Below are 14,004 nucleotides of genomic sequence, written 5' to 3'. Positions count from 1 at the left end.
CCGCCGCTACCCTCGCCCCGTCGGTCAGCGGGAGGCGGTGTGCGGCGGCTGCGGTACCTCACGGCAGGCGAATCGCACGGACCGGCGCTGGTCACGATCTGTGAAGGTCTGCCCGCCGGTCTGACGGTCAGCCGCGACGCGCTCACCCGCGAGCTGACCCGCCGGCGGATGGGCTACGGCCGCAGCCCACGGATGGGCTTCGAGGAGGACCGCCTCGAGATCCTCGGCGGGATCCGCCACGGCCGCACGCTCGGATCCCCGGTCGCGGTCGTGATCCGCAACACCGAGTGGCCCAAGTGGGCCGAGGCCATGTCGCCCGACCCCCCCGACGACCCCGACGCGCTCGCCGACACCGGCCGTGGCCGCAGGCTCACCCGCCCGCGCCCCGGCCACGCCGACCTCGTCGGAACGCTCAAGTACGGCTACGACGACGTCCGCGACGCCCTGGAGCGGGCCAGCGCCCGCGAGACCGCGGCACGCACCGTGGTCGGCACGCTCGCCAAGCTGCTCCTGGCCGAGGTCGGCGTCACGGTGATCTCCCACGTGGTCGACATCGGCGGCGAGTCGGTGACCGACGACGCCCCGGTCCCCGGCCCGGGTGACCTCGACCGGGTCGACGCGAGCGCGGTGCGCACCTTCGACCCCGACGCCGAGCCGCGCATGACCGCGCGGATCGACCGCGCGGTCGACGAGCGCTCCTCGGTCGGCGGCATCGTCGAGGTCATCGCCTACGGGCTCCCGGTGGGCCTGGGCAGCCACGTGCACTGGGACCGCAAGCTCGACACGCGCCTGGCTGCGGCGTGCCTGTCGGTGCAGGCCATGAAGGGGGTCGGGGTCGGGCTCGGCTTCGACGTCGCCGCCACGGCCGGCCACGAGGCCCACGACGAGATCGTCCGCGACGGCGACGGCCGCTACCGGCGCACCACCAACCGCGCCGGCGGGCTGGAGGCCGGGACCACCACGGGTGAACCGGTGGTGCTCCGCGTCGCGATGAAGCCGCTGTCGTCGCTGGCCCGGCCCCTGGCCACCGTCGACGTCGACACCGGGGAGGCGGCGGAAGCCATCACCCAGCGCTCGGACGTCTGCGCCGTGCCCAGAGCCGGTGTGGTCCTGGAGGCCGTGGTCGCGATCGAGTTCGCCGACGCGCTGCTGGAGAAGACCGGCGGCGACACGGTCGAGGAGGTCCGGCGCAACCTGTCCGCCTACCTCGACGACCTCGCGCGGCGATGATCTGTCCCGGGCACCTGACGCGCCGCGGCCAGCGATGACCCGCGCTCACAGGCGATGACCCGCAACCTCGTGCTCTTCGGGATGATGGGCGCCGGGAAATCCACCGTTGCCCGGCTGGTCGCCGCCCGCCTGGGGCGGGCCATGGTCGAGACCGACGCCCACGTCGAGCGCGCCGCCGGACGGCCGATCGCTGAGATCTTCGCCACCGCCGGCGAGGCCGCCTTCCGCCGTCTCGAACGCGACGCGGTCGCGGGAGCGGCTCGCCGCACCGACCAGGTCGTCAGCGTCGGTGGGGGAGCGGTCCTCGACGACACCAACGTCGCCACGCTCCGCGCCACCGGCGTGCTGGTGCTCCTCGACACCCCGCCCGACACGCTCACCGCCCGCCTGATCCGCGACGCCGATCACCGGCCGCTGCTGCACACCCCCGACCTGGCCGGGCGGGTGGCCGAGCTGGCCGCAGCCCGCGGCCCGCGCTACGCCCACGTCGCCGACCACGTCGTCGACGCCACCGCCGCGCCCGCCGACGTCGCCGCCGCCGTCGTCGCCTGGGCGGCCGACCAGCCCGACGTCCTCGCCGACCACGAGCGCGCCAAGGCCACCCCGTGACGGCCACCGTCCGCGTCGACCTCGGGGCGCGCGGCTACGACGTGTCGGTCGGCCGCGCGATCCTGCACGAGGTCGGGGCGGTCGCCACCGGGCTGGACGGCGCCCGCCGCGCCGTGATCGTCACCCAACCCCGCGTCGCCCGCCACTACGCCGACCCGGTCCGTGCGGCGCTGGCCGGCGCCGGGCTGGAGGTCCACACGGCCGTCGTCGACGACGGCGAGCAGGCCAAGTCGCTGGCCACGCTCGGCCGGCTGTACACAGAGCTCGCCCGTCTGCCGCTGGGTCGCCGCGACGTGGTCGTCGCGCTGGGCGGCGGCGTGGTCGGTGACCTCGCCGGGTTCCTGGCTGCGACCTGGCACCGCGGCGTCGCGGTGATCCAGGTCCCCACCACGCTGCTCGCGCAGGTCGACGCGGCCGTCGGCGGGAAGACCGCCATCAACCTCACCGAAGGCAAGAACCTGGTCGGCGCGTTCCACCAGCCGGTCGCGGTCGTCGCGGACGTCGCCACCCTGGCGACGCTGCCCCCGCGGGAGCTGGCGGCCGGCCTGGCCGAGGTGGCCAAGTACGGGCTGATCCGCGACCCCACCATCCTCGAGCTCCTCGAAGCCGACCCCGACGCTGCCCTGGCCGGGGACCCCGACCTGCTGGGCGAACTCGTCCGCCGCTCCGTCGCGGTGAAGGCTGCCGTGGTCGCCGCCGACGAACGCGAGGCCGACGAACGCGCCCACCTCAACCTCGGCCACACCTACGGTCACGCGGTCGAGGCGGTCACCGGCTACCGCCGCTACCTGCACGGCGAGGCGGTGGCGCTGGGGACCTGCGTTGCGCTGCGCCTCGGGTGCCTGCTCGACCTCACCCCGCGCCAGCTCGTCGACCGCGCCGAGGCGGTCCTGGACCGCCTGGGCCTGCCGACGCGCGCCCCGCAGCTGGACCGCGCCGCGGTGTGGGCGGCGATGGGACGCGACAAGAAAGCGGTCGGCGGTCCCCGCCTCGACGAGATCGTCGGGGACGCGGCCCAAGAGGGCCGCGGCGGGGTCACCTTCGTCCTGCTGGAGGGGCTGGCCCGCTGCACCTTGCGGACGCCACCCGCCGGGGCGGTCGACGCCGCCATCGACGAGATCGAGGCGCGCCGGACGTGACGTTCGCATCATGAATCTGTGCAGGGCGTACACGGATAGCCGACGTGGCAGGTGGCTACCGCGACCTGTCAGCGCATGACCTCATCCATGTGGCCACCTGCCAGGAAGAGGGGATGGCGGGCCGCTGGTCGCCGGCGGCGTGCACGGGGCGGCGCCGTCGGTGACACTGTCGACGTGCGGCGGTCGCTGAAGCCGCCGCCCGTGCCGCCACATCGAGGAAGGAAGCGCCCCGCGTGAGCGAACTGCGGATCCTGCTGCTGCACGGACCGAACCTGTCGCAGCTGGCCCGGCGTGATCCCCACCACTACGGCGACCTGGGCCTACCCGCGCTGGTCGATCTGGCCGAGGAGGAAGCCGCCGCGTTCGACGCCGAGCTCGCCCACGAACAGCACGAGGCGGAAGGCGCCCTGGTCGCCCGCGTCCACGCCGCCATCAGCGACGGCACCAGCGCGCTGATCATCAACCCGGGCGCGCTGACCCACTACAGCTACGCGCTCCGCGACGCGCTGGAGCTGCTGTCGATCCCGACGATCGAGCTGCACCTGTCCAACGTCCACGCCCGCGAGCGCTTCCGGCAGCGGTCGGTGATCGCCGCCGCCTGCGATGGGAGCATCGCGGGGCTGGGCTCGCTCGGCTACCGCCTCGCCGTCCGCGCCGCCGTCGAGCTCGCCGCACAGCAGGCGGTCGCAGCCAGCTCGGCGCCCGCAGCCAGCTCGGCGCCCGCAGCGGTGGACGGGCCACGAACGTCCACCGGGGGGGCCCCACGGTGAGCCTGGACCTCACCGCCCCGGATCTCCCCGACGCCACCCTCCCCGACGTCGACCACCGCGCACGCCGCGACCGGCTACGCGCCCGCCTCGCCGCTGACGACGTCGACGCTCTGTACGTCACACACCTGCCCAACGTGCGCTGGCTCACCGGGTTCACCGGTTCCAGCGCGGCGGTGCTGGTCGCCGTCGACCCGGCGCTGGACCTGTTGGTCACCGACGGTCGGTACGTCACCCAGGCGGCGGTCGAGGTCCCCGAACTGGAGCGCGCCGTCGTGCGCGCCGGCGGGCACCAACGGGCGGTGCAACGGCTGGCCGAGGCGGGCGCCGCGAACGTTGCCTTCGAGGCGTCCCGGCTGGCGTGGGACCGCGGCGAACGGGTCCGCCAGGAGGCCGCCATGCACCATCTCGAGCCGCTCCCGCGCCGCGAGAATGTCGAGAGGCTGCGGGCGGTGAAGGATCCGGCGGAGCTGCGGGCCCTGCGGGCAGCCTGTGCCATCACCGACGCCGCGTTCGTCGCCATCCTCGACACGCTGCGCCCCGGGACGGCCGAGCGGCAGGTCGCCACCGTCCTGGAACGGACGATGGTGGACCTCGGCGCGCACCGACCATCGTTCGACTCGATCGTCGCGTCCGGCCCCAACGCCGCCGTGCCCCACCACCGCCCGACCGACCGGCGGCTCGAACCAGGAGATCTCGTCAAGATCGACTTCGGCGCGGCCTACGCCGGGTACCACGCCGACATGACCCGCACGATCGCGCTGGGCGACCCCCACCCGCGACTGCGCGACCTGCACGAGCGGGTCCGCGAGGCACAAGCCGCGGGTGTGGCCGCAGCCACCGCACAGGCCGAGGTCGGGGCGGTCGACCGCGCGTGCCGGGATCCGATCACCGCCGCCGGGTACGGGGAGCAGTTCGTGCACCCATCCGGCCACGGCGTCGGCTTGGAGATCCACGAATGGCCCACCCTGGTCGCCGACGGCCGCGCGCTCCTGCAGGCCGGGATGACCGTCACGGTGGAACCGGGCGTTTACCTCGCCGGGATCGGCGGCGTGAGGATCGAGGACACCGTCGCGATCAGCGCCGAGGGCCCACCGGAGGTGCTCACCCGCTCGCCCCGCGAACTCCTGGTGCTGTGAGACATCCTTGGTGAGCGCCCCGTCCGACGTGCCGACCGCGACCGGGAAGCCCACGGGAGCCGGTGCTAGCCTCGGCCAGGATCCCCCTCCAGACCTCGAGCAACGACGTCTCGACACGTCCTTCCGCAGCCTCCCCATCCTCCGCAGGAGCCGACATGGTCTCCACCAACAACCTGAAGAACGGCATGACGCTGATCATCGACGACAAGCTGGTGCAGGTGGTGGATTTCCAGCACGTCAAGCCGGGCAAGGGCGGGGCGTTCGTGCGCACGAGACTGAAGAACGTCGAGACCGGCCGGGTGCTCGACAAGACTTTCCGCGCCGGCGAGGACGTCGAGCAGGCGATCATCCAGAAGCGCGAGCTGCAGTTCCTGTACCGCGACGGCGACCTGTTCATGTTCATGGACACCACCACCTTCGAACAGCAGGCCGTCCCCCTGGACGCCATCGGCGAGGCTGCCAACTGGTTCACCGAGGGCGACACCATCGCCGTCCTCGACTACGAGGGCCGCATCGTTGGTGTCGAACTGTCCGCCTCGGTCGAACTGGAGGTCACCGACACCGAACCTGGCGTCGCCGGGAACACCGTGCAGAACGCCACCAAAGCCGCCACACTGGAGACCGGGGTCGAGGTCCAGGTTCCGCTGTTCATCGACGTGGGCGACCGCATCAAGGTCGACACCCGTACCGGCGAGTACCTGTCGCGGTCCTGACGTGGCGCATGACCGCCGCCCGACCCTCTCCCGGCACGAGGCTCGTCGCCGCGCCGTCGAGGTCCTCTACGAAGCCGACGTGCTGCGGCGCAGCATCCCCGAGACGCTCCAGCGCGCCGCACGCGACCCGCACGCCGGGCCATTGGACGTCTTCGCCCGCGAGCTGGTCACCGGCGTCGCCGAGCACCTGCCCGACATCGACGCGGTGATCGGCCGCCACGCGCGGGGCTGGACGGTGGCGCGCATGCCGGTCGTCGACCGCAACATCCTGCGTCTCGGTGTCCACGAGCTTCTCGACCGCGACGACACCCCGCCGGCGGTCGTGATCGACGAGGCGGTGGAGCTGGCCAAGTCGCTGTCGACGGACGACTCGCCGCGGTACGTCAACGGCGTCCTGTCGGCCGTGCTGCGAGAGGTCGGTGGCGACGACCGGGGGTGACGACACCGTTGGCTGGTGGTCGGTCGCGCTCCCGTTCGGCGCCGCGGGCCGATCCGGGACGGACGTGGGTCCGTGTCGCCGGTCGAATGGGGGCCCAGGCGCGCGCTACACAGGAGTGGACGCACATCCAGGAGGAACGATATGGCAGAGCTCGTGACCGTCAGCCAGGTGAGGGACGTCATCGGGGGGAACGACATGCGCACCGACAGTGGGCTGCCCGACTCCCTCGACGAGCGCGTGCGCGACCTGCTGGACGGGGCGATCGACCGGGCCCAGGAGAACGGGCGCGCCACGGTCCGCCCGGAGGATCTTGCCGGATCGCAGGTCGACGAGCCCGCCAGCCTGACCGTCGCCAGCCGGGTCAAGGACCACGTCAAGAGCGCCGACCTGCGCAGCGACGGCAACTTGCCCGACGCCGTCAACGGCCACGTGCAGGCCATCCTGGTGGAAGCGATCGAGCGGGCCAGAGCCAACGGCCGCTCCACCGTCCGCCCCTACGACCTGCCGGTGATCCGCTAGCCGGCCCGCGTGAAGCTCACTGCGGTCGAGCTGCGCCGTGTTCGGATGCCGCTGGTCGCGCCGTTCCGGACATCGTTCGGGACCCAGACCGAGCGGGACGTGCTACTGGTCCGGGCGTTCGGCGACGACGGCGAAGAGGGGTGGGGTGAGTGCATCGCCCCGTCGGCTCCCGTCTACTCCAGCGAGTACGTCGACGGCGCCGCCGAAGTGATCCGCCGGTTCCTGCTCCCTCCGCTGTTCGACCTCGCCGAGCTGACCGCTGCGCAGGTGGCCCCCGCGGTCGGTGCCACCGTCGGCCACCAGATGGCCAAAGCCGCGCTCGAGATGGCCGTGCTCGACGCCGAAGTGCGCGCCGCCGGGAGATCGTTCGCCGACGCGCTCGGGGCCGTCCGCGACGCCGTCGAGTGCGGTGTGGCCGTCGGGATCATGCCGTCGATGCCCGCACTCCTCGACGCGGTCGACGACTACCTGGCACGCGGCTACCGGCGCATCAAGCTCAAGATCACACCCGGGTGGGACGTCGAGCCGGTCGCTGCGGTCCGCGAGCGCTTCGGCGACGACGTGCCGTTGCAGGTCGACGCCAACAGCGCCTACAGCCTGGTCGACATCGCGCGGCTGGAGGAACTCGACCGCTTCGGCCTGCTGCTGATCGAGCAACCGTTCGGACAGGAGCAGCTGCGCGCCCACGCGGAGCTCGCGCGCCGTATCCGCACGCCAGTGTGCCTGGACGAGTCGGTGACCTCCGCCCAGGCTGCGGTGGAAGCCATCGCGCTCGGCGCCTGCCAGGTCGTCAACGTGAAAGCTGGCCGTGTCGGTGGCTACCTCGAGGCCCGGCGCGTGCACAACGTCTGCGCGGCGGCGGGCGTGCCGGTGTGGTGCGGGGGCATGCTCGAGACCGGGCTGGGGCGGGCGGCGAACGTCGCGCTCGCGGCCCTGCCGAACTTCACGCTCCCCGGTGACACTTCTGCCTCGGACCGCTATTTCCACGAGGACCTCACCGAACCGTTCGTCCTCCAGGACGGCTGCCTGCGCGTCCCCACAGGGCCCGGGCTGGGCGTGGCCCCACTCCCGGAGCGCCTGGCGGCGACGACCACGGCCGTGGAGACGATCCGCTCCTGCTAGAGGCCCACCGACTCCGCCGCCGACCTACAGCGCGCCCCGCGCCCACGGCCCCCAGATCGCGTAGGTCCGGCCGATGTTGGCCGGACCGGCCGGTATCGGCCCTCTCGTGGTCCCCTGGGTGTTGACGAACAGGATCCGCCCGTCAGGACTGAACGTCGCGCCGGCCCACTCGCTGCCGTCGACGAGGTTGACCGCGAGGTCGAAGATCCGCCCGTCGCGGGTCAGGCCGCGCAGGTACTGGTCCCCGCCGCCGTCCTCGCACAGCACGATCCCGCCACGCGGGCTGACGGTGATGTTGTCGGGGCTGTCGAGTACCGCCGCGCCGGGGGACTCGAACAGCAGGGTGAGCTGGCCGTCCGAGCCGCCGGCCGGACGGTAAGCCCAGACCTGCCCGTTGTCGGCCTCGCCGCCGCTGGTGGAGTTGAAGTAGATCTCGCCGTTGCCCCACCAGGCGCCCTCGAGCCGGGCGAACGCGGCCCCGCCGAGCTCCCAGCCCTGGTTGAAGACGCTCTCGCTGTCGGCGTTGTCAGGGGCGGGGTCCTCAACCGGCACCCAGGCGACCGTCAGGGACCGGCCGACCTTCTGGCCGCGGTAGGTGGCGTACTTGGGGCGACCCTTCACGGCGAGCATCTCCAGGCGGCCGCCCGGCCGGGTGTAATCACCGCCGAGGGGGGCGACGTAGCGGTAGAAGCCCGACGTCTTGCCCGAGTCCTCGGTCAGGTGAATGATCCCGGTGCGGGGGTCGAACGCCACCGCCTCGTGCACGAACCGGCCGAGGTGGGTCAGCGGGGTGGGGTCGGTGGGCCGGTTGGCGCCGGATGGAACACGGAACGCGTACCCGTGCGGCTCGACGCCTTCGGCGACGGTCTCCTCGCAGCTGACCCAGGCGCCGTCGGGCGCCGGCCCGCCGGCGCAGTTGACGTAGGTGCCGCTGAGGCTTACCCAGTCGCGCTCGAGGCGCGGGATCTCGCGGCTGACGTCGATCTCGAGGGTGGTCGTGCCGGACGGGGCGGTCGGGTCGTAGGCGTTGTCGCCGATGGGGGGCAGACTCCCGAGGGGGTCGCGGACTTCATGGTTGCGGACGAGCCGCACCTTGCCGCGGCCGGCGGGGAACGCCGCCATCCCGTCGTGGGCCTTCGGCGTCGGGTTGTGGTCGGACAACGCATCGCCGGCGAGACCGAAGACGACGTACTGGAAGCCGTCCGGCAGCGCGAGCCAGTTCACGCGGGGGTAGCGCTGGACGGGCATCTCGGGTGCCGTCGGGCGCAGCCGGCCGTAGCCGCCGGACGTGGGGCCGGCGGCGCGGACGGGCCGGCCGTCAGCTGCGAGCGCCGCTCGGGCCATCAGGCCTTGGAGGAGGCTGCCAGCCATCGCGGTCGAGCCGACGGCGAGGGCACTGGTCTTGAGGAAGCTGCGGCGATCGATCTGCCCCCCGGTGGGGGCGGGTCGCGACGAGGTGTCGGTCATGCGTCGAGCTCCGGGTCGGGATCTTCGGACGTCGTGGAAGGTAGGCATGGCAGGTGAACGGTCCGCGACGTCTCTCCGACGCTGGGGAGAACCTTGGGCGACGTCTCGTGTCCGCCCGCGCTGCTCGACCTGGATCACGAAGATCTCCGAGACGACCTGACCGAACTCGTCCCCGGCTGCCCCCACCGGGCGACCTCGTTCATGCACCACAAGCGCATCATGGGAATCATTGCGAAACAGCGTGCCCGACGACCGGTGAAGGAGTTCGTTCGTCCTTCACTTTCCGTTCACCGGGGCGTGGGGGTCTGTCCATCTTGACTCCGTAGCTTGTGGTCGGCGCTGGAAGGGCCCAGCCGCTCACCCTTCGCCGAGGGGCACCCGATTCCGAACATCGTCAAGGAGGAGACGTGAGAAGTTGGCGTATGGCAGCAGTGCTGGCCGTGGTGGCGCTCTTCGCGGCCGCCTGTGGCAACCCACGCGACGGCGTCTCATCCGGTCGCGCAGACGGCGCGAACAGTGGCGATGACGCAGACAGGGCCAACGGTGGTGGCAACGGGCTTTCGGGATCCATCGAGATCGACGGCTCCTCGACCGTCGGCCCGTTGACCGACGCGATAGCGGAGGAGTACGCACAGCAGGAGCCCGACGTCACCGTGAACCTGTCGATCTCGGGCAGCGGTGGAGGGTTCGAACGCTTCTGCAACGTGGGGGATACCCAGATCTCGAACGCCTCTCGTCCCATCAAGCAGGAGGAGGCCGACGCCTGCGCGGAGAACGGCATCGAGTTCATCGAGGTCCGTGTGGGCACTGACGCCCTGACTATGGTCACCAACAACGAGACCGACTGGCTCGAGTGCCTCACGACCGACGAGATCGTGACCTTCTGGGGGCCGGAGGCGGCGGACAACTGGAGCGACGTCAACCGGGAGTTCCCGGACCAGGACATCACCATCTTCGCGCCGGGGACCGATTCGGGGACCTACGACTTCTTCAACGAGACCGTGCTCGAGCCCAACGACATCGCCGAGCCCCGGCAGGACTTCAACGCCTCCGAGGACGACAACATCATCGTCCAGGGGGTGCAGGGGACGCCAGGGTCGTGGGGGTTCTTCGGGTTCGCCTACTTCCAGCAGAATGAGGACGCCGTCCGAGCGATCGCGTACGACGCCGGTGACGGGTGTGTGCAGCCGAGCATGGAGACCGCTCAGGACGACTCCTACAAGCTGACCCGGCCACTGTTCATCTACGTCAAGGAATCGGCGTTGGACGACGAGCACGTCGCGGACTTCGTCACCTTCTACCTCGACACGGTGAACGAGGTCATCGAGGACGTCGGTTACATCCCCGCGCCGGAGGAGGTGATCGCCGACGCGAAGCAGAAGGTGGAGGAGGCCATCGCCTCGGCTGGCTGAGCATCCCTGGTTCCGCTGGGCGAGGCCGTGTCCACCACGGCCCCGCCCCGTTGGCTGACCGCGACGTCGCACGGTGGTCAGGGAACGACCGCATGCCTCAAACCCAACCGCAGGCGTCTGCCGCTGACGTGGCCCCGGACGAGGGACGCCGTCAGCCGTCGCCACTCGTTCGCTCGCGGAAGCGGAACGGGGAGCGGGTGATCCTTGGGGCCCTGTGGCTCTGTGCGGCGATCTCGGTGGTCACGACGCTCGCGATCGTGGTCGTGCTGGCCGTCGAGGCCAGTGTGTTCTTCCGAAGCGTCGCGGTGGTCGAGTTCCTCACCGATACACGATGGACGCCGTTCGGTAACCCTGGCAGTCCGTCGTTCCGCGTCGGGGTCCTACCGTTGGTGAACGGCACGCTGCTCGTGACCGGTATCGCCCTGTCGGTCGCGGTGCCGCTGGGACTGGGCGCAGCGGCGTACCTGTCGGAGTACGCGCGCCGCGGGGTCCGCAAAACGCTCAAACCGTTCCTCGAGGTTCTGGCGGGTGTTCCGACCGTGGTCCTCGGGTACTTCGCGCTGACGTTCGTCACCCCGCAGCTGCGATCCATCTTCGGGTCGGACACGGTTCAGGTCTTCAACGCCGCCAGCGCGGGCATCGTGATGGGGATCATGATCATCCCGACGGTGGCGTCGCTGTCCGAAGATGCGATGAGTGCGGTGCCAGGCGACCTGCGGCAAGCGGCCTACGGGCTGGGTGCCACCAGGCGGCACGTCGTCGTCAAGGTCGTGTTCCCCGCCGCGCTGTCGGGCATCGTCTCCGCGGTGATCCTCGCGATGGGCCGTGCGATCGGCGAGACGATGATCGTGGCCATCGCCGCCGGGAACCTTCCCACCATGACGATCGATCCGTTCGACCAGATACAGACCATGACGGCCTACATCGTGCAGGCCGTGACCGGCGAGGCGCCGCGGGGCAGTCTCACCTACCAGTCGATCTTTGCGGTAGGAGGTCTGCTGTTCGTGCTCACGTTCGCGCTGAACCTCGTCGCCCAGCGGATCGTGACCCGCTTCCGTGAGGCGTACTGATGGGCCTGTCCACACCGGGTCGAACGGCTGCCGGAGCGGTGCAGGATCTTCGACGACCGCGCGGGCGCACCTTGAAGGAGCAGGTGTTCCATGTGGTGCTGTCCGGGGCGACGATCGTCGGTCTGGTGGTGCTGACGGTGTTGCTGGTGGACGTGTTCGCCGACGGCTTCGGGCGGCTTCGTCTCGACTTCCTCACGAGCTACTCGAGCCGTCATCCGGAACGGACCGGCATCCGGACAGGACTGACCGGCACGCTGTCGCTGATGGTGCTGACCGCGGTGATCGCCTTCCCGATCGGGGTGGGGGCGGCGATCTACCTGGAGGAGTTCGCGCCGGACAACTGGTTCACGCGGGTGATGCAGGTCAACATCGCCAACTTGGCTGGCGTCCCGTCGATCGTCTACGGGCTGTTGGCGGCGGCGGTGTTCGTGTACCTGCTGGAGTTCGGACGCAGCCTCTTGAGCGGCGCCATGGCGCTGTCGCTGCTGATCCTGCCGGTCATCATCGTGGCTGGGCGGGAGGCGATCCGTGCGGTGCCCAGGACGATCCGAGAGGCGGGCCTCGCGTTGGGAGCGACACCGTGGCAGGTGACCTACAGGCAGGTGCTGCCGGTCGCCCTCCCCGGAATCCTGACGGGGACCATCCTCGCACTGTCCCGCGCCATCGGTGAGGCGGCCCCGATCCTGGTAGCCGGCGCGGTCTTCAGCCGCCGTGCGGACAACGAGCCCTGGAATCTCCTGGAACCCTTCGGGGCGCTCCCGATCCAGATCTTCGACTTCGTGAAGCGACCCCAGGCGGGGTTCGAGATCGAGGCCGCGGCTGCCGGGATCATCGTGCTGCTGACGGCGCTGTTGCTGATGAACGCGGTCGCCATCGTCCTCCGCAACCGTTACTCGAGCCAGCTGTGACCACGCGAGCCCATGCGACCTCATCCGACCCGTCGCCGACCACGGAGCTGTGCACGTGAACGCACCGGACACCAGAACGGGACACTCCCGCGAGCGCAGCTCCCCGCCGGTCGACGACAGCCATCAGAACAGCCGGATTGCCGTAGAGCGACCCCAACGGGCGCTCAGCGCCTCGAGCGTCGCGCAGCAGATACGTGACCCGGTGTTCCGGCTGAAGGGTCTCTCGGTCCACTACGGCGACTTCCTCGCCGTCAAGGACATCACCCTTGACATCCCACGCAACGAGATCGTCGCGCTCATCGGGCCGAGCGGCTGCGGCAAGTCGACGGTGCTGCGGTCCCTGAACCGGATGAACGACCTGGTTCCCGACGCCAGGGTCGGCGGCAAAGTGATCTATAACGGCAACGACGTCTACGACGATCATGTGGACCCGGTGGAGGTTCGCCGCCGCATCGGGATGGTGTTCCAGAAGCCCAACCCCTTCCCGAAATCGATCTACGACAACATCGCATTCGGACCAAGGATCAACGGGTTCCGGGGTGACCTCAACGAACTGGTCGAGCGCTCGCTGCGGGATGCAGCGCTGTGGGACGAGGTCAAGGGCAAGCTGAACGCCACTGCACTGTCGCTGTCGGGCGGCCAGCAACAGCGGCTGTGCATCGCCCGGGCCATCGCGGTCGCCCCAGAGGTGATCCTGATGGACGAACCCGCCTCCTCCCTCGACCCGGTCGCCACGCTGAAGATCGAAGACCTGATGCGCGAACTGCGCGAGCAGTACACCATCGTGGTCGTCACGCACAACATGCACCAGGCGGCGCGGGTGTCGGATCGCACGGCGTTCTTCACGCTCGAGGTCGATGAGGCGCGTGACGAGCGCACCGGGATGATGGTCGAGTACGACCGCACAGAGACGATCTTCACCCAGGCGTCAGACGAGCGCACCGAGGCCTACATCACCGGCCGCTTCGGCTGACGTCGACTACCGGTTGGTGCCTCCGGCGGGTGCCGTGACGCCTTCGTGTGCCGTGGCGTCCGAGCGCGGTCGCCGTCTCGCAGGGACGTGCGACGTCGGCTGCGAAGCCAGCGCGTCGAAGGCGTCCATCACCCCGGCCCGGTACGCCGCCGGGTCGTCGAACAGGAACGCGTTGTCCAGGAGCCGTGCTCGTAGCCCGTCCAGCAGTTCGGTCACCGCTGCCTCCTTCCGGTGGCGGCGACGTTGCCACGGCGACGTTGCCGGAAGGTTCCGACCGTGGGAACACCTAGTGTCCTGTCCGATTGAAGCGCTGCATTATTGTTCGGTGCCGGTTGCTTGGAGTATGTCGCCGCAGTAGCGGCCGATCGACCCCAGGATCTCTTCGCTGGTCTTGGTCCACACGAACGGTTTGGGGTCGTCGTTCCAGACCTGGATCCAGCCGAGGATGTCGGTGGCGAGCTCTTTCACCGAGCGGTGCGCGGAGCGTTGCAGCTTCT

The 14,004-nt window shown here is 70.6% G+C and carries 16 protein-coding genes; 13 read left to right on the top strand and 3 right to left on the bottom strand.

The genetic code is table 11. The features are described from left to right. Positions 1–39 precede the first annotated feature (39 nt). The 9 genes from aroC (at position 40) to menC (ending at position 7,677) form a co-directional block, all read left to right on the top strand. Positions 40–1,230, top strand: coding sequence for a chorismate synthase (gene aroC / locus KY462_11215; GenBank protein ID MBW3578285.1), 1,191 nt, complete (start codon positions 40–42; stop codon positions 1,228–1,230). A 54-nt stretch (positions 1,231–1,284) separates the two neighbouring features. Continuing rightward, positions 1,285–1,839, top strand: a complete 555-nt coding sequence (locus tag KY462_11210; protein MBW3578284.1) for a shikimate kinase — start codon at positions 1,285–1,287, stop codon at positions 1,837–1,839. Then, positions 1,836–2,978 (top strand): 3-dehydroquinate synthase, encoded by a 1,143-nt coding sequence (gene aroB, locus KY462_11205; GenBank protein MBW3578283.1) that lies wholly within the window; start codon positions 1,836–1,838, stop codon positions 2,976–2,978. Before KY462_11210 ends, aroB begins: the two co-directional genes overlap by 4 nt. A 242-nt stretch (positions 2,979–3,220) precedes the next feature. Further along, the gene (locus tag KY462_11200) at positions 3,221–3,748 is read left to right on the top strand and encodes a type II 3-dehydroquinate dehydratase (protein MBW3578282.1); all 528 of its coding nucleotides are present in this window, start codon (positions 3,221–3,223) and stop codon (positions 3,746–3,748) included. A gap of 2 nt (positions 3,749–3,750) precedes the next feature. Further along, the gene (locus KY462_11195; protein ID MBW3578281.1) at positions 3,751–4,884 is read left to right on the top strand and encodes a Xaa-Pro peptidase family protein; all 1,134 of its coding nucleotides are present in this window, start codon (positions 3,751–3,753) and stop codon (positions 4,882–4,884) included. Between the two features lie 155 nt (positions 4,885–5,039). Next, the gene (gene efp, locus KY462_11190; protein ID MBW3578280.1) at positions 5,040–5,597 is read left to right on the top strand and encodes an elongation factor P; all 558 of its coding nucleotides are present in this window, start codon (positions 5,040–5,042) and stop codon (positions 5,595–5,597) included. 1 nt (position 5,598) lies between these two features. After that, a complete protein-coding gene (gene nusB, locus KY462_11185) occupies positions 5,599–6,036 on the top strand; it encodes a transcription antitermination factor NusB (GenBank protein MBW3578279.1) in 438 nt (145 codons plus the stop codon). A 342-nt stretch (positions 6,037–6,378) separates the two neighbouring features. Continuing rightward, positions 6,379–6,555 (top strand): DUF1931 family protein, encoded by a 177-nt coding sequence (locus KY462_11180; GenBank protein ID MBW3578278.1) that lies wholly within the window; start codon positions 6,379–6,381, stop codon positions 6,553–6,555. Between the two features lie 9 nt (positions 6,556–6,564). Further along, a complete protein-coding gene (gene menC / locus KY462_11175; GenBank protein MBW3578277.1) occupies positions 6,565–7,677 on the top strand; it encodes an o-succinylbenzoate synthase in 1,113 nt (370 codons plus the stop codon). A gap of 24 nt (positions 7,678–7,701) precedes the next feature. On the opposite strand, the gene KY462_11170 is transcribed toward menC, so the two are convergent. Then, positions 7,702–9,144 carry a PhoX family protein gene (locus KY462_11170; GenBank protein MBW3578276.1) on the bottom strand — a complete coding sequence of 481 codons (1,443 nt, stop codon included), beginning with the start codon at positions 9,142–9,144 and terminating at the stop codon, positions 7,702–7,704. Positions 9,145–9,551: 407 nt separating this feature from the next. Here KY462_11170 and KY462_11165 point away from each other — a divergent pair, with 407 nt between their 5' ends. The 4 genes from KY462_11165 to pstB all read left to right on the top strand — a co-directional run bounded on the left by KY462_11165 (position 9,552) and on the right by pstB (position 13,507). Continuing rightward, a complete protein-coding gene (locus KY462_11165; protein MBW3578275.1) occupies positions 9,552–10,556 on the top strand; it encodes a PstS family phosphate ABC transporter substrate-binding protein in 1,005 nt (334 codons plus the stop codon). A gap of 92 nt (positions 10,557–10,648) precedes the next feature. Continuing rightward, positions 10,649–11,626, top strand: coding sequence for a phosphate ABC transporter permease subunit PstC (gene pstC, locus KY462_11160; protein MBW3578274.1), 978 nt, complete (start codon positions 10,649–10,651; stop codon positions 11,624–11,626). Continuing rightward, a complete protein-coding gene (gene pstA / locus KY462_11155) occupies positions 11,626–12,534 on the top strand; it encodes a phosphate ABC transporter permease PstA (protein MBW3578273.1) in 909 nt (302 codons plus the stop codon). The genes pstC and pstA overlap by 1 nt, the downstream gene beginning before the upstream one ends. 136 nt (positions 12,535–12,670) lie before the next feature. After that, positions 12,671–13,507, top strand: a complete 837-nt coding sequence (gene pstB / locus KY462_11150; protein ID MBW3578272.1) for a phosphate ABC transporter ATP-binding protein PstB — start codon at positions 12,671–12,673, stop codon at positions 13,505–13,507. A gap of 6 nt (positions 13,508–13,513) precedes the next feature. Here pstB and KY462_11145 read toward each other — a convergent pair whose 3' ends face one another. Together KY462_11145 and KY462_11140 are read right to left on the bottom strand one after the other, a co-directional pair. After that, entirely contained in the window at positions 13,514–13,723 is a 210-nt protein-coding gene (locus KY462_11145) for a hypothetical protein (protein ID MBW3578271.1), read from the bottom strand. Positions 13,724–13,822: 99 nt separating this feature from the next. After that, on the bottom strand, positions 13,823–14,004 hold a 182-nt coding region (locus KY462_11140), incomplete at its 5' end, for an IS630 family transposase (protein ID MBW3578270.1).

The organism is Actinomycetota bacterium, assembly GCA_019347675.1.
Taxonomy (GTDB): domain Bacteria; phylum Actinomycetota; class Nitriliruptoria; order Nitriliruptorales; family JAHWKO01; genus JAHWKW01.
This window is presented reverse-complemented; position numbering and strand designations above follow the sequence as displayed.